Annotated in this window: 15 protein-coding genes; 10 read left to right on the top strand and 5 right to left on the bottom strand. The window is 69.2% G+C overall.

All coding sequences use genetic code 11. The features are described 5' to 3' along the window. On the bottom strand, positions 1 to 1012 hold a 1012-nt coding region (locus OXG55_16670; protein MCY4104871.1), incomplete at its 3' end, for a sterol desaturase family protein. 352 nt (positions 1013 to 1364) lie between these two features. Here OXG55_16670 and OXG55_16665 point away from each other — a divergent pair. The 5 genes from OXG55_16665 to OXG55_16645 all read left to right on the top strand — a co-directional run bounded on the left by OXG55_16665 (position 1365) and on the right by OXG55_16645 (position 5340). Further along, complete coding sequence (locus OXG55_16665; protein MCY4104870.1) at positions 1365 to 2570, top strand: DUF4143 domain-containing protein; 1206 nt, start codon at positions 1365 to 1367, stop codon at positions 2568 to 2570. A gap of 54 nt (positions 2571 to 2624) precedes the next feature. Beyond that, positions 2625 to 2999 carry a hypothetical protein gene (locus OXG55_16660; protein ID MCY4104869.1) on the top strand — a complete coding sequence of 125 codons (375 nt, stop codon included), beginning with the start codon at positions 2625 to 2627 and terminating at the stop codon, positions 2997 to 2999. Positions 3000 to 3225: 226 nt separating this feature from the next. Further along, positions 3226 to 3666 (top strand): hypothetical protein, encoded by a 441-nt coding sequence (locus OXG55_16655; GenBank protein MCY4104868.1) that lies wholly within the window; start codon positions 3226 to 3228, stop codon positions 3664 to 3666. Positions 3667 to 3869: 203 nt separating this feature from the next. Further along, complete coding sequence (locus OXG55_16650) at positions 3870 to 4280, top strand: XRE family transcriptional regulator (protein MCY4104867.1); 411 nt, start codon at positions 3870 to 3872, stop codon at positions 4278 to 4280. Between the two features lie 292 nt (positions 4281 to 4572). After that, the gene (locus OXG55_16645; GenBank protein ID MCY4104866.1) at positions 4573 to 5340 is read left to right on the top strand and encodes a hypothetical protein; all 768 of its coding nucleotides are present in this window, start codon (positions 4573 to 4575) and stop codon (positions 5338 to 5340) included. A gap of 97 nt (positions 5341 to 5437) precedes the next feature. Here OXG55_16645 and OXG55_16640 read toward each other — a convergent pair whose 3' ends face one another. Beyond that, on the bottom strand, positions 5438 to 6340 hold the full coding sequence (locus OXG55_16640; GenBank protein ID MCY4104865.1) for a serine hydrolase: 903 nt from the start codon (positions 6338 to 6340) through the stop codon (positions 5438 to 5440). A gap of 469 nt (positions 6341 to 6809) precedes the next feature. Then, positions 6810 to 8354, bottom strand: a complete 1545-nt coding sequence (locus OXG55_16635) for a hypothetical protein (protein ID MCY4104864.1) — start codon at positions 8352 to 8354, stop codon at positions 6810 to 6812. Between the two features lie 493 nt (positions 8355 to 8847). On the opposite strand from OXG55_16635, the gene OXG55_16630 reads away from it, so the two are divergent. Genes OXG55_16630 through OXG55_16620 form a run of 3 tightly spaced genes read left to right on the top strand, consistent with a single transcriptional unit; the run spans position 8848 to position 12008 of the window. Continuing rightward, on the top strand, positions 8848 to 9975 hold the full coding sequence (locus OXG55_16630) for a hypothetical protein (GenBank protein ID MCY4104863.1): 1128 nt from the start codon (positions 8848 to 8850) through the stop codon (positions 9973 to 9975). 10 nt (positions 9976 to 9985) lie between these two features. Then, entirely contained in the window at positions 9986 to 11017 is a 1032-nt protein-coding gene (locus OXG55_16625; GenBank protein MCY4104862.1) for an alcohol dehydrogenase catalytic domain-containing protein, read from the top strand. 46 nt (positions 11018 to 11063) lie between these two features. Beyond that, positions 11064 to 12008, top strand: coding sequence for an alpha/beta hydrolase (locus tag OXG55_16620; GenBank protein ID MCY4104861.1), 945 nt, complete (start codon positions 11064 to 11066; stop codon positions 12006 to 12008). Positions 12009 to 12277: 269 nt separating this feature from the next. On the opposite strand, the gene OXG55_16615 is transcribed toward OXG55_16620, so the two are convergent. Together OXG55_16615 and OXG55_16610 are read right to left on the bottom strand one after the other, a co-directional pair. Continuing rightward, positions 12278 to 12721, bottom strand: a complete 444-nt coding sequence (locus tag OXG55_16615) for a PIN domain-containing protein (GenBank protein ID MCY4104860.1) — start codon at positions 12719 to 12721, stop codon at positions 12278 to 12280. A 17-nt stretch (positions 12722 to 12738) separates the two neighbouring features. Next, positions 12739 to 13053, bottom strand: coding sequence for a hypothetical protein (locus tag OXG55_16610; protein MCY4104859.1), 315 nt, complete (start codon positions 13051 to 13053; stop codon positions 12739 to 12741). A 145-nt stretch (positions 13054 to 13198) separates the two neighbouring features. Between OXG55_16610 and OXG55_16605 the strand changes: the two genes are divergently transcribed. Together OXG55_16605 and OXG55_16600 are read left to right on the top strand one after the other, a co-directional pair. Further along, the gene (locus tag OXG55_16605; GenBank protein ID MCY4104858.1) at positions 13199 to 13321 is read left to right on the top strand and encodes a hypothetical protein; all 123 of its coding nucleotides are present in this window, start codon (positions 13199 to 13201) and stop codon (positions 13319 to 13321) included. Between the two features lie 165 nt (positions 13322 to 13486). Next, a complete protein-coding gene (locus OXG55_16600) occupies positions 13487 to 14635 on the top strand; it encodes a Fic family protein (protein ID MCY4104857.1) in 1149 nt (382 codons plus the stop codon). Positions 14636 to 14780 lie beyond the last annotated feature (145 nt).

The following is a 14780-nucleotide window of genomic DNA, read 5'->3' as shown; positions in this document are numbered from 1 at the left end:
CGTCCCCCCCTGCGTCCTCGCCGGCGAGGGCGTAGTGGCGCTCGGTGGGGCGGGTGTCTGCCGAGGCATATGCCTCGGGACCGTCGCGGAACGTGCCGAACCAGCGGTCGAGGGGGATCGTCAGTTCGCCGTAGTTGCCCTCGAAGTAGCGGTGGTGCAGCCAGTGGAAGTAGTCGCCCACCGGGAGCCTGCCCTTGACGGTCCTGCCCTGGAAACCGGTGTGGCCGTGCGCGGGCGCCAGGGCGGTCTCGAAGATATTGAACATCATGTGGACCGGGTGCGACGCCACCACGAAGTGGATCGCCACCGAGCTCAAGTAGATGAGGTGCTCGATGGGGTGCATGGCCATCCCCGACCACGGCCCGGGGTTGGTGTTCTTGTGGTGCAGGTAGTGGGCGCTGCGGTACAGCGGCGGCCAGTGGAGCATCCGGTGCGTGAAGTAGAAGTGGATCTTGCGGAAGATCACCACCACCGGGAACATCAGCAGGAACAGGACCGGATTGTCGGACCAGCCGAGGTACGGCACCCAACCGTGCGCGTAGCCGTAGAAGAACAGGACCTCCCAGGCGGTCCATATGGTCACGCCGCTGACGCAGCTCCAGAACACGTTGTCGCGAACCTGAGACTTGAAGAGGAACCTCCGACGGCGCACGGCGAGCCATCTCGGGTCGTGCTTGAGGTCGGTTCCCTGCAGCTTCAGCGTGTACAGGACGAGGTGAATGCCGCCGGCGATGAGCCAGATGAACACCAGGTTCCGGATGAAGATCGTGGCGATCCAGCCGAACTCCAGGTTGCGGGCCCCGGCAAGGCTCGGTGACAGCCAGTACCACGACCCGATGGCGAGGCCGAGCCAGATGGCCCGCCACGGCCACAGGAACCCGCCCCAGCCGAACAGGTACGTGGCGAGCTTGCGGGGCCGAGGGGGCCAGACGAAGACGGGCGCGAACTCGATCGGCTCCTCGGGGATCCAGTCGCGGCGGCGCCCGGACGCAGGAGTCTTGACGTCTGTCATGCGGCAGCCTCCCCTCGCCGAGAGCCGCGCTCCTGCTCAGGACTCGACTCGATCGCTGCCGCCGAGCGTATCCGGCCACCCTCGGCGTGTCCATGCTCGGGTGTTCGCGCACCGCTGTTCCGCCGCCGTCGGCAACCCTCGAGCAGCCTGCCGACGGGGCTCTCGACCGGTCTCTCGAGTGCCTGCAAATTCCAGCACGAATAGTCTGCAATCTACCGCTTGAAGGACCTGCAATATGCGGGTTTGACACGGAGCGCGCTAGATTGCCAGCATGGAGCCGCCGATCGACAGCGGTCCGCTGACACCCCACGGTTATCGGCAGCGGACGGCCGATACCCTTATGACCTGGGCGTTGAGCAGTTCGCCCATTGTCGCGGTCGAGGGCGCACGGGGTGTCGGCAAGTCCTGGACGAGCCTTCGGCATGCTCGCAGCGAGGTGCGTCTCGACCGGGATCGCAAAGCTGCCGAAGCGGCGGCGTTGTGGCCCCGCAGAGTGCTGGAAGGCGCGCGACCGCGGCTCGTGGATGAATGGCAGCTCGCCCCGGGCCTGTGGAACGAGGCTCGGCACCTCGTGGACGCCGAGGCCTCTCGGGGGTTGTTCATCTTCACGGGATCAGCGCATCCGCCCGACGATCGCACCCGACACTCCGGCGCCGGCCGCGTGATGCGGGTGAGGATGCGCCCCATGTCGCTCGCAGAGTCCGGGGAGTCGACCGGGGAGGCCTCGCTGGCGTCGTTGCTGGAGGGCGCCGACTGCTTCTCGGGCACGCCTCAGGCATCGGACAGAGACGTCGTCGAGGCTCTCTGCAGAGGCGGCTGGCCGAGGCATCTCACGATGGGCGTGGCGCAGGCGCAGGCCCTGTGCCGCGCCTATCTCGCAGAGATCGCCCGGGTGGACGTCGCGAGGCTCGACGGCGCAAGGCACCGTCCCGACGGCGTCATGAGGCTATTGGAGTCGCTGAGCCGCAACATCGCCACTGCTGCCGCAGCATCCACGCTCGCCGGCGACATCGCGGGTGACGCTGCGCCGTCCCGCGACACCGTCTCGGACTACATCGAGTCCCTCAAGCGTGTGTATGTGGTGGAGGATCTGCCTGCTTGGTCGGTCCACCTGCGATCGCGTGCGCGGCTGCGGCGTTCACCCAAGCGCCATCTGGTGGACCCGTCGCTCGCCGTCGCGGTCTTGGGCGCCGGTCCCGAGCGGCTGTGGCGAGACCCCGGATTCCTGGGACAGGCGTTCGAGTCGCTGGCGGTGCGCGACTTACGGGTCTACGCGGAGGCCAGCGAGGCATCCGTCCACCACTACCGCGACAGCAACGGCCACGAGCTGGATGCTGTGGTTCAACGCTTCGACGGGCGATGGCTGGCCGTGGAAGTCAAGCTTGGGTCGGGTGACCGCATCGACGAAGCAGCCCGGTCGTTGAACGCCGCCTGCGAGCAGATCGACTTCGACCGGGTCGGCCCGCCCGCGAAGCGGCTGGTGATCACCCCCTCGGGGTACGGGTACGAACGGCCCGACGGCGTCACGGTCGTGCCACTCACCTCGCTCGGCCCCTGACAGTCGGGCGGTTAGACTGGCGCCGCCCTGCTGGATGCTGCCCGAGGATCCCCCATGGCGAACGGCAACCCGTTCTCGCCCCGCTTCGGCGCCGTGCCCCCGGTGCTGGGCGACCGCCGTGAGGTTCTGGCGGAGCTGGCGCAGGTGGCCGAGGGCAACCTCACCGCGGAGAAACGATTCCTGGTCTGCATGCTCGGCGACCCTCACGACAGCGGCATCGCCGATCTGGCCCGTAGGGGCGTCGAATCCGAAGCGGCCACCGGCCTTCGCAAGCGGCTCATCGACAAGGGCCTCATCGCCTGCAGCGGGCCGGGGCGGGTGGCCTTCACCCACACCGAGGCGCGGCGCTACGCCCGCATGCAGTCCGAAGCCGAGGGATGGCGCCTCGCCACCGACGGCTGTCCCGTCGAACCCACCGAGGCGGCGTAGCTGCGCCCGCGTCGGGTCGCCTCAGGGTCGGGTTGAAGGTTGCCAGGAGTCCACTCCTTTGCCCCCATGCGACGATCCCGCGGTCGGCGGTGGCCAGTCAGCGAGGCCGGCCGGGCTACCCGTCACCGTCCTCCCTCAAGCGCCGACCTCTCCGAGGCGCACTCGAGTCCGCGCTCGGGCAGTGCGGTCGTATGCATTCGATCACATATGTGCTAGAGTGCATGGCGTGGATGTCTTTCTCCACCCTTCGTTCGACAACTGGCTGCGGTCACTGTCTGGCGAGGAGATCGACGACGGAATTGACTGGTGGGAGGTTCGCGCTGAAATCGCCACCCTGTTGATGGCTCTGGAGATCTACGGTCGCGACCTTGGTGATCCCGAGTGTCACGAGGTCGTGTCCACGCGTTTCGACATGGGTGCTCTTCGGCGAACACCGCCGACGTCGACCACGCCGTACGCCGTTGGTCCTCCAGTGCTGCGCGTCCTCTTCGCCTTCGTTGTCGACGACAATGGCGAAGAGGCTGCGGTGGTGCTCACTGGTGGCGACAAGACGGAACTTGGCCACCGTTGGTATCCGCCTCACGTGACGAGGGCGGAGGAACGGCTGGAGCAATGGTGCCGGCTCCACCGGAACTACAGGCCGATCGTGAAGCGCGGCGGCCTCTAAGCGAGTTGAGGGAGGGAACGATCAGACGAAATAATCCTGAGCCGAACAATTGCGCCAAAAGCAAAACGCCAATGGTCAATACGCCGAATACGAAGAAGCGACTCGACGACACGCCGAAACACGGAACAGGCCTACGACAGAGTCGAACACGAGAAAAGGCGACACAGAATGGGCGAAACAGAAAGGGTGAAGCACAGAACGGCATGGAAGAGGCACAACAGAGACAACTGCCCGCGGACGACGCCTCGACCGACGAGGTGTCGCCTGAGGCGTGGCAGCATAAGATCACACCTCGCGACTTCTACGCCGAGGTGGAGGCAGACCCGCGGGCACAGAAGCGTGTGCAGACAGCTCTCGCGGAGATCCACGAACGTCAGGCGACTCTCGCGCAGGTGCGCAAGGCGCGAGCGTTCACGCAGGCGACCCTCGCGGAACTGCTCGAGATAGACCAGTCCGAGGTGTCGAGACTGGAGCACCGCAGCAACATGCTGCTGTCAACGCTCCGCTCGTTCATCCGGGCCACCGGTGGCGAACTCCAACTGATTGCCACCTTCCCCGACGCCGAGCCCATCCAACTCCTCGTCGGCTACGAGACTGCCGACATCGACAGCTAAGCCTGAATCCACCGGTGGGGGTCGGTGGGGGTTGTCGGGTGGGTGGTTTTGGGGGGCTGGTGGGCGGTTTCGGGCTGCCGGGGGTGGCTGTGTCGTCGCGGTTGGCGTCGGGTTGGGGTGTTGTGGGGGCGCGGTGGGCTGTTTGGGCGGTTTCGGAGCGCGTGGGGCCGGCGTTTGGCCGCTGTGGTGGGGGCGCCGGGGGCGTTCAGCAGAGTCGGGGCAGGGCGCGGATGTTGGTGAGGGCGTTGTGGTGGGCGGTCTGCCAGGGCCAGCGGGCGGGGAGGCGCGCGAGATGGCGTCCGGCGTGGTTGGCGAGGCGCCCGGGCGCCGCGAGGAGTTGGTCGCGGGCGGTGCGCCCGACGGTGAGTCTGTCGCGGGGGCCTTTGGCGAGCCGGTCGAGCCGGCGGAGGAGGTTGTGGGCGAGGGCGGCGCAGGCCGGCGAGGCGGCGTTGGCGGCGAAGCTGTCCGAGGGGAGGTGGGCGAGTCCGGCGTTGGCTTCGGGGTCCCGGATGGCGGGTTCGACGGTCGCGTGGGCGCGGTGGAGGCGGTCGGTGGCGGCGGTGTCGAGGTCGTCGCGATCAGTGGTGGAGGCGCAGTGGCGCCAGTCGGGCCAGAGTTGTTGTTGCGCGGCGCCGGCGGGGCGGGTGCGCCGGATGGCCAGGCGCAGGCGGCGCCGCTCGCCGCGGCCGACCCCGCCGCCGGGATCAGCGCCGCGGAGGTGAGCGCCGGACTGGCGACGTCACGGCAGACCATGGGACCGCGCCTCTACGGCCCCACCTGGGACGGCCTCGACACCGCGGAGAAACGATTCCTGGTCTGCATGCTCGGCGACTCTCACGACGGCGGCATCGCCGATCTGGCCCGTAGGGGCGTCGAACCCGAAGCGGCCACCGGCCTTCGCAAGCGGCTCATCGACAAGGGCCTCATCGCCTGCAGCGGGCCGGGGCGGGTGGCCTTCACCCACACCGAGGCGCGGCGCTACGCCCGCATGCAGTCCGAAGCCGAGGGATGGCGCCTCGCCACCGACGGCTGTCCCGTCGAACCCACCGAGGCGGCGTAGCTGCGCCCGCGTCGGGTCGCCTCAGGGTCGGGTTGAAGGTTGCCAGGAGTCCACTCCTTTGCCCCCATGCGACGATCCCGCGGTCGGCGGTGGCCAGTCAGCGAGGCCGGCCGGGGCGGCAGTTGTGGTGGCGGTCGCCTGCCAGGAGCTTGTAGATCCGGCACGCCGCGTAAGTCACCCAGCGCACCGAGGCGGCGTAGTCGCTTCCCCGGTCGGCGACGGCGGCCATGGCGAACCACTCTCCTCGGGGCAGCGGGATCGTACCGGCGTCGATGATGAGACGGTGATCGTTGCGGCAGCATCCCGGTGGTAGCCAGCCGGCCTTGTGGGTGGCCGCGGCGGCAGTCTCGGTCGGGAGGCTGGCGAGGAGGGCGCCCGCCATGGCGCCTCGCGGCGTTTCGAGGAGCCAGGCCCGCAAACTGGCGGAGTCCTCCGGGGAAAGCAACTCACCGCGGTGCAGCCGGGCGTGGAAGACGGCCAGATCCTCCACCGTGGTAAGGTTCGCGCAGCCACCGTCGGCAGCAGCCGATCGTGCCAATCTCCGGCGACCATAGTTCCAGCAGGCCGTGTGGGTGCTGGCGAGTCCTGCCTGTTGGCGGGTCCAGTTGTTCACGGCGTCGATGCCGGCCAGGTCGATCATCCGGCCCGCAGCGTGGTTGTCCGAGTGGGCGAGGGTGGCGTGAGCGAGCGGGGCGGCGGCGTCACGTCCCGCCAGGTCGATTGCAGCTGCGGTCCACAGCGCCTTCACCGAGCTAGCGGAGACGTGTGGGCGATCCTCGTTGATCCCGCGCAGGTGGCCGCCGGAGGTGACGACCGCCAGCGAGGCGCGTCCTGCCGGATTCCATGTGAAGAATATGCGGACGAGTTCGTACAGCAGATCGCCCAGTGTTCCGCCGGTTCCGATCGGTGGGCCGGTGGAATGCTCGGTGACTGTTGGCGAACCGATGGACCGTGGTGCCTCGGCTTGCTCGGGGGGGGGGGCGTCATCGACACGCGACATGCCGGTAACCACGACCGCGCACATCAGGATAGCGGCCTGCGCGACGCCGACGGTGCTCCTAAGAGCACGAGCGGATAGGCTCTGACCAGGCGCTTTGCAGTCGACTGCAGCGGCGCGAATCGTGTCGCCGGAGCCTGGATTCCGGCCTTCGCCGGAATGACGGGAGAATTCCTCAGTCGGCGGTGGCCGCCTATCCGCTAATGCTCTAATCGGCGGTCGGGCAGTCGGCTTTTGTGGGCCGTTCACGCCGAAGGCACCGTACGGCTCGCACGAGGAGACCGCGACGCAGCCGACGCGGCTGGCAACCGTCGCCACGTCAGCGGCCAGGTTGCCGACAGAACCGGCCGGCGGCTACGACGCGTTGGTGAACAGGGAGCAACTGGACATCGCGGGACGCCGTCCCCGCTGGGCGGCTGGCGATGTTCGGCCGCATGGCCGGTAGGCGCTCCGGCCGATGCAGGCCTCACCGTCAGGAGACCTGAATGCAGCCGACGCCGAGGTGGTGGGCGACGGCGGCGACGTCTGCGGCGAGGTGGCCGGGGCTGCAGGCGCTGTGGTGGTTGACGCCGGCTGCGGCCCAGGCCCGCCACGACTCGGCCACCCCGGCGTCGCCGGCGAAGCGGAACACGCCGCCGACAGTGGGGCTCTGGGGTAGCGAGCGCTCGGTGATGTGGCCCTCCGCCACGATGAAGCGGTAGCCGCTGGGCTCCGCCGCGTGGGGCGTGAAGCCGATCAGCGAGGCCGGCCCCGGCGGCAACTCGAACCACATGGACGCGCCCGTCAGTGGATCGTCGGCGTACCACGGGTTGGGTTGCAGGCGCGGCCGGCGGCCGGCGGGGCACCAGGCCAGGTCGTGCTCGCCGGAGTTGGCGAGCGCCACTTCGTCGGTGTCGAAGTCGATGACCTCCAGCTCGTGGTACAGGGCGGCGCCGCCGAGGCGCTTGCCCACGAGCATGGCGACCGCGGTCACGACGTCGCCGGCGCAGGTCCAGGGGATGCCCCGGGACGTCTCCCGACCCAGCCCGTAGCACGGCGTGACCCCGACCTCGGTGCTGAAGCGGAGCTCGGCGACGTGGCAGTTGATGGCACCCGCCGTCACGCCCAGCTCGTCGTCCAGCGCCTCCAGCGCCGCCGCGCTGGCCAGGGAGCGCCGCGCGGCCGGAGCGGGGGCAAACCCGGCGGTGGCGGGCCCGATGCCGGGCGGGGCGTCATCGGGCCGGGCGGTCCTGTCGGAGGGGGCTTCGGCGAGGTCGCCGATGATCTCCGCGGTGGTCTCGGCCTCTGCCGCCAAGCTGTCGATCACATCACCGGGCACTTCGCCGATACGTCGGCGCAGTTCGGCTGGCTCGATATCGATGAAGCGGATGCCGGTGGCGCGTTGCAGCAGATTGGCGTCGGTATCGACGCAGGTGTAGCCGGGCGGGGGTTGGCCGACGCGGACGATCCGTGCCCGGCGGAGCGCGCTTGCCGTCGCGGCCACCTGCAGCGTGCGTCCGACGCGGGCACCGCAGTCCGCGTCGTCCAGCGCGCCGACCACGATCTCGTGCGGCCGGCCTGTGCGGGCGAGCATGTTGGTGAGTTGCGGCGTGCCCACGGCGGTTCCGGCCGAAGTGATGTCCGAGGCGTCGAAGCCCGCCCGGATGTTGCGTGAGTGCTGCAGCGACCAGACGACCAGCGGGACCATCGGGAAGCGGTCGAGGAACGCCAAGCCGTGCGTGGAGGGCGCAGCCATGCAGATCACCACGAGGATGACGTCGAGGTCGCCGGGGACGCCGTCCGCCAACGCCGTTGCCGTCTCCGGCGAGTCCAGCAGACCCTCGCAGATCACCTGCACCCCGCCGCCGGCCTCGTCGTTCGACTCGCCGGACGGCGTTCGGCGGTCGCCGAGCGCTGCGGCGGCCTCCGCCAGCAGTGCAAGACGGTCGTCACGCAGGGCCGGCCCGCCGGCGCTCGCTTCCCAGAACGTCCAGTAGGGGGAAACGACAGCGGCGCGCACCGGCGCGGACTGGTTCATCGGCTGGCGGCGAGCGCGCCGCGTCGTCGACCGGGAGTCGAGATCGAACCGCTGGCCAGTGGATTCGGGCCTGCGCCGGAATGACGGATTCGGGGCTCCGCAGTGCCGCTCAGCATGCGCTGAGGCTAGCTGTGAGCGGGTGGGGGACAGTGCTTCCGCTCGGCCGGGACGAGGACCGGGCGCGCCGCCGACTGGTGCGGGCGGAGGCGCCGGGACGGCCCAGGCTCGATTCCGGCTGCTCTCGAGTGTCACCGCCGCGTGGATCTGCAATCCGAAGATGACACCTTCACTCTGCACGAGCCGGCGTGCCGCGTCGTCCCGCCGAATGGCCGGGTGCGGCGAGCAGTGGCCGGGCGCTCGGCGGCGCGCCCTGCCGGTGGGCTCGGAGAGTGTCCGTGTCTCGCCCGCTGAGGTGGCCGTTGGGTATAGTCGCCGGACAGGTCGTGGCCGGCCGGTGGGTCGGGCGCGGGATCGAAGCTGGGGAGGCGGACGGATGGGTACGGGCCAAAAGACCAGGATCGAGTTCTCCGAGATGCTGGGCCGGCGGGTGCGCATCGGCGACTGGCAGGACCAGACGATCGGCACCTACCGGAAGATCGCCGAGGCCGTCAGGGAGGGCGACTGGGACCACGCCGCCGACCTCGCCGACTACTTCGTGGACGAGGCGAACGTCTGCTTCACGCTCTACCGGCAGTGGGTCAACGACCTGCGGGGATTCCTCGCGGATGCGGGAATGGACGCCGAGGAACTGGCAGCCGTGGACGCCGACGTGCAGTCCAAGCTCACCACGCCGGAAGGCAATCCCTGGAACGCCCACCGCCACTGGGACTCCTTCCGCACCCACCAGCGCAACCTGCTGAAGCACATCTACCGCGCCGAGACCGCCGAGGCGCTGGAGACGCTGGACGTCATGAAGGACGTCTGGCGCCAGACGCACGACCGCGACGTGGACCACACCTACGGGCTGATGTCGGCCATCCAGGACCACCACGGCGCCCAGGGCATCGCCGACATGTACGAGCGGGTGCTGCTGCCGCTGTTCAGTTGGCGCTACCAGAAGTTCGACATCGACTCGCATCCCTGGGACGAGGCGCTCGAGACCCTGCTGACGGTGTCCTGCGAGGCCATGCGCGGCCACCTCGTCGGCCCCCAGCGCACCGGCGACATGGAACTCATCGAGGAGGAGGACCGCTGGGTCATCCGCTTCGACCCGTGCGGCTCGGGCCAGCGGATCATCCGCGGCGACTGGGAGGAGGACACGCCGGCGCGGATGGAGGCCCCCTACAACTGGGCCGTCTCGGAGGAGCCCGCCTCCTGGAACCACTACACCAAGGGCATCTGCCTCTACTGCGCCCACTGCATCGTGTTGAACGAGGAGATGCCGATGGACCGCTTCGGCTATCCGACGAGGGTGATCGACCCGCCCGTCTACCCGGACACGGACCGCGATCCGGCGGTCCGGCAGCGCTGCCAGTGGACCATGTACAAGGACCCGACGACGGTGCCCGAGGAGTACTACGAGCGCGTGGGGCGCAAGAAGCCGGCTGTGTTCGGCTCGTCGCACTTCGACGCCGGTGAGCTGCCCGACGCCGGCGCCCTGGGCCTTCCGGGCATCGGCTGAGGAGAGCGCTGTGCAGGCAGCGGTCCTGCACCGCTACAACTCGCCGCTGGAGATCCTCGAGCGGCCCAGCCCTCCGCCCCCGCCGGGGTGGATCCTGGTGGACGTGCGGGCCTGCGGGGTCTGCGGCAGCGACGTCTTCCTGCGCAAGGGCGGGTTCGACTCCAAGCTGCCGATCACCCCCGGCCACGAGGCCTCGGGCGTCGTGCGCGAGCTCGGCGAGGGGGTGGACCCGTCGGTGGCGCCGCCCGGCACGCCGGTGGCGCTGTACTACATCGAACACTGCGGCGCCTGCCGGATGTGCAGCGTCGGGCGCGTCAACATGTGCCTCAGCGTGCGGCGCATGGGCGTGGAGTACGACGGCGCCTTCGCCGGCCAGGTGCTGGTTCCCGAGCGCAACGTCATCCCGGTGCTGCCCAGCGACGACCCGGCCGCGGTCGCGGTGCTCACCGACGCCGTAGCCACGCCCTACCACGGGCTGGTGCGGATCGCCGAGGTGCAGCCCGGCGAGACCGTGGCGGTGTTCGGCGTGGGCGGCATCGGCTCCAACGCCGTGCAACTCGCGGCGCACCTGGGCTGCAAGGTGATCGCCGTCAGCCGCTCCGACGCCAAGCTGGAACTGGCCGAGCGGCTGGGTGCCCACCACGTGGTGCGGGGCGGTGACGGCGCACCGCAGCGGGTGCGGGCGCTGTGCCCCCCGGGCGGTCCCGAGGTGGTCGTGCAGACCGTGGGCTCGGCGGTGGTGGACCGCCAGGCCATCGACACCTCCGGCATCGGCTCGCGGGTGGTCCTGATCGGCACCACCACCGAGGGCTTCGAGTTGCGCGCCACCGACCTGGTGTGGCGCGAGTCCAGCGTGTGGGGGTCGCGGGGCTTCACACCCACCGACATCCGCGACGTGCTGGAGTTGCACCGCTCCGGCGCGGTCACGACCGATCACCTGCTGCTGCACCGCCGCCCGCTGGCCGAGGTCAACGAGGCGCTGGAGGACTTGGCAGCCGGGCGGGTGCTGCGCTCGGTGCTGACGTTCGGTGAGGGCTGGTAGGAGGCCGTCCGGCAGCGCGCCGGGAGATAACCGAGGAGGACGACACATGCCCCTGCATCCACAGGCCACCACGGTGCTGAAGAAGATGGAGGAGGACGGGTTCAGACTCTCGCCCGAGATGACCCCCGCCGAGATGCGCGACTCCACGATCCAGACACAGCAGGCGGCGGGGCCTGCCGAGGTCGGGCGCGTCGCCGACCGAGTCATCCGGGGGCCCGACGGCAACGACTTGCCGCTGCGCATCTTCTGGCCCCACGGTGCCGGCGACGGCGACCGGTTGGTTGGTGTGGTGGTGTTCTTCCACGGCGGCGGATGGGTGCTCGGCAGCATCGAAACCCACGAGCCGCAGGTGCGCTCGATGGTGAACCGCACGGGGCTGGTGTACGTGTCGGTGGAGTACCGGTTGGCGCCCGAGGACCCGTATCCGGCCGCCGTCGAGGACTGCTACGAGGCCGCCTGCTGGGTGGCCGCCAACGCCGCCGAACTGGGGGTGGACCCGGCGCGCCTTGCGGTGGCGGGTGACTCGGCGGGCGGGAACCTGGCGGCGGTGACGGCCATGGCGGCCCGCGACCGGGGCGGCCCCCCGATCGCCTACCAGCTGCTCGTGTATCCCTGCTGCGACATGGATCCCGACGCCTGGTGGTCGATGGCCGCCAACGCCGACGGGCCGCTGCTCACGCGGGCGGTCATGCAGTGGTTCTACGACCACTACACCGGCGACGCCGACCGGACCGATCCCTACATGTCGCCGGTACACGCGGCGAGTCATGCCGGTCTGCCGCCCGGCCTGGTCATCACAGCCGAGTACGACCCGCTGTGCGACGAGGCGGAGGCCTACGCGGCGAAGCTGGCGGCGGCGGGCTGCGACGTGACCTGCTCACGCTACGACGGCGTGTTCCACGGGTTCTTCGGGTTCGACGCCGAGATGGACCTCGCCGAAGAAGCGCAGCAGGAAGCCGCGGCAGCACTCCGGGCGGCACTCGGAAGCTGAGCGCCGCCGAGTGATCGACAGCGACCGGGCCATCAAGTGACAGGGGCGACAGCCCGACCCGCCGCGGCGAGCAACGAGCCCCGGCACTGCCACGCCAAGGCCACGCAACAAGGTGAACGGGTATCCACATTTTGACTGGGGTGCTTGGAGCAAGCGGCGGGTCTACGCAGCCTGCGCCTGGCATGAGGTCGTAGGTGGCACAACCGTCGTGCCGCCCACAACTTACTGTTTCTGTAATCTGACCGATGCCCGGGATACTGCCAGCACAGCTAGGGAACGGGATTCTCGGCAGGCCCGAAGCCGACGTTGAACAGCGGATCCGCCAGGAAGGTCTGCGGAGACACGACTGGCGGGTCCTGTTCGGGGTGGTTCTGCAGAGCCTTGTCGCCAGTGACAATGAACGCGGCTCCGTTCTGGCGTGCAAGGGCATAGAGGTAATCGTCTTTCCTCTGCGGCGCCACGCGAGGCACCGCGGAAGGGTCCGCGAGTTGGAGGAACCGTGTCCGGAGGTAGGAGAGGATCTCGATCGCCCGAGGGCGACTGATCAGGGTCGTCAACCTCTTGTCTCGGAGAACCCTACGCTCGACTTCATGTACCAGTGTCGGGCAGACCAGTACGTCGATGTCGGCTCGCTCCGCACATGCACGAACAGCCCGAGCCGGCGGGCCGAACGGCTTGATCCCCATCGAGATGAAGATGTTCGCGTCCAGCACGACTCGGGTGACAGGGCTCAAGGCAGAGGCAGTCCGAGCCGCTCCTCGTTGATGACACGCACGGCGAGAGCGTTCGCGTCTTCGTCGGACACAGCCAGATTGAGGTCGGCTGTAGCATCGAGGCGTTGCCACGCAACCGTCGAGTAGATCTTGATCGCGGTGTCGAGGTCGACGCCGAGAGCGACGGCAATGTCGTCCCACGTTGCCCCCGCGGCACGTGCGGAGACGACGGCCTCGTGGCGGCGAGAGACAAGAGAAGCCTCGCTCGCAGCGATCTCGCACAACACGCTGAGAGGGTCGGCCGCAGGCGACTCCGTGGAGATAGCGGTCATGGCAGAAGCGTAGCGCCCCCCGACACACCGGGCACCAGGTGGGGTCTCCACATCCGGCCCGGGCCGAGAGCGCCAAGGCGGTCCGCGGCGAAAACGGAGCACACAGGGCGGCCTCCAAGCGCAGGGGATGATTGGCGGCGGCGACGTGACCTGCTCACGCTACGACGGCGTGTTCCACGGGTTCTTCGGGTTCGACGCCGAGATGGACCTCGCCGAAGAAGCGCAGCAGGAAGCCGCGGCAGCACTCCGGGCGGCACTCGGAAGCTGAGCAGCGCCGCGTCACAGCTCAAGGAACTCGCCCTCGCCGAGGCGCATGGGGTTGTCGTTGGTGCAGATCTCGAGAACATGACCGCCGCTGTGCGCCTGTTATTATACTTATCAGCGAGTTGGTATAATAAGCGTACGGGAAGTTGGGACAACCGGGGAAGGCGATATGACGACGCGTGCGGGGCGGTATCAGCGGCAGAGGCTCGGCTACGACGCGTTCATCCCTGAGCCGTTGCCCCCGGAGCCGCCGTTGCGTTGGACCGATGACCTTCTGCTGGCCCTCTCGGAGGCCGACCGGGCGCTGGGGCGGCTCAACGGCGTGTCGCGGTCGTTGCCGAACCCGGAGTTGTTCGTCGCCGCGTACGTGCGACGGGAGGCGCTGTACAGCTCGGAGATCGAGGGCATCCACTCCACCCTCGACGACCTGCTCGCCGTCGAGGTGAGCGACACCGCCCGGAGGGTCGATGTCGATCTGACCGCCGCATACAACCATGTGCAGGCAATGAATCTCGGGCTGGACCTGCTATCGAGCATGCCGCTGTCCGGACCGCTGATCTTGGCCATCCATCGGGAGTTGCTCCAGGGCGTCCGCGGGCACGAGCGAACCCCCGGCGAGTTCCGGCGGACACAGAACTGGATCGGCCCCGAGGGATGCACCGTGGAGAGCGCTCACTTCGTGCCGCCGCCGCCGGAGGAGGTTCCCGACGCGATGGCCGACCTGGAGGACTATTTCCGGGACCGGACCGTGCCGCCGCTGGTCGTGGCCGGATTGGCGCACGCGCAGTTCGAGACGATCCACCCGTTCGGCGACGGCAACGGCAGAGTCGGGCGCCTGCTGATCACCCTCTACCTCACCGAGCGCGGCCTGCTGCACAAGCCGCTGCTCTACCCGAGCCTGTACCTCAAACAGAACCGCTTGGAGTACTACGAGCGCTTGAACCTGGTCCGCCACCGCGGCGACTGGGAGGGCTGGCTGCGCTTCTTCCTCGACGGCCTGCGAATTGCAGCCGATGATGCGGCGCGCACCGCCGTCGGACTCTCGGCGCTGCGTGAGGCGCATCATCGGTTGGCCGCAACGGAGAACCTCGGCCGCTACGCGGCGCCGCTGCTGGATCTCCTGGCCGAACAGCCCCGGCTGACGATCAGGTACGCCACCGCGCAACTCGGCGCCACCCCTGCCACCGCGGCGCGACTGCTCGATCGGATGGGCGAACTCGGGGTTGTCGCCGAGGTGACGGGGCAGAGGCGTAACCGCGTCTACAGCTACTCCCCGTTCCTCGACATCCTCACTGCCGAGGGCGCAGGCGCCGGTTAGCCGCTGGGGGCCCTGCAGCCGGCGCTGTTCTCGCCGGCGGCCCGGCCAGGGGGGAGACTGGAGGGGCGGTCTCAGGACTCGGGCGCCCTTTACCTGCCCGTGTCGCTGTTCCGGTCGTTCCGTCGGGCGCGCAGGGCGGCGGCCT

This window comes from bacterium, from assembly GCA_026708055.1.
In the GTDB taxonomy this organism is placed as follows: Bacteria; Actinomycetota; Acidimicrobiia; order Acidimicrobiales; family CATQHL01; genus VXNF01.
This window is presented reverse-complemented; position numbering and strand designations above follow the sequence as displayed.

Bases quoted from the DNA above. Each gene is read 5' to 3' on its own strand.
- OXG55_16660 (MCY4104869.1), top strand. From the start codon at position 2,625: ATGGCGAACGGCAACCCGTTCTCGCCCCGCTTCGGCGCCGTGCCCCCG.
- OXG55_16650 (MCY4104867.1), top strand. From the start codon at position 3,870: ATGGAAGAGGCACAACAGAGACAACTGCCCGCGGACGACGCCTCGACC.
- OXG55_16645 (MCY4104866.1), top strand. From the start codon at position 4,573: ATGGCGTCCGGCGTGGTTGGCGAGGCGCCCGGGCGCCGCGAGGAGTTG.
- OXG55_16640 (MCY4104865.1), bottom strand. From the start codon at position 6,340: ATGTCGCGTGTCGATGACGCCCCCCCCCCCGAGCAAGCCGAGGCACCA.
- OXG55_16635 (MCY4104864.1), bottom strand. From the start codon at position 8,354: ATGAACCAGTCCGCGCCGGTGCGCGCCGCTGTCGTTTCCCCCTACTGG.
- OXG55_16630 (MCY4104863.1), top strand. From the start codon at position 8,848: ATGGGTACGGGCCAAAAGACCAGGATCGAGTTCTCCGAGATGCTGGGC.
- OXG55_16620 (MCY4104861.1), top strand. From the start codon at position 11,064: ATGCCCCTGCATCCACAGGCCACCACGGTGCTGAAGAAGATGGAGGAG.
- OXG55_16610 (MCY4104859.1), bottom strand. From the start codon at position 13,053: ATGACCGCTATCTCCACGGAGTCGCCTGCGGCCGACCCTCTCAGCGTG.
- OXG55_16600 (MCY4104857.1), top strand. From the start codon at position 13,487: ATGACGACGCGTGCGGGGCGGTATCAGCGGCAGAGGCTCGGCTACGAC.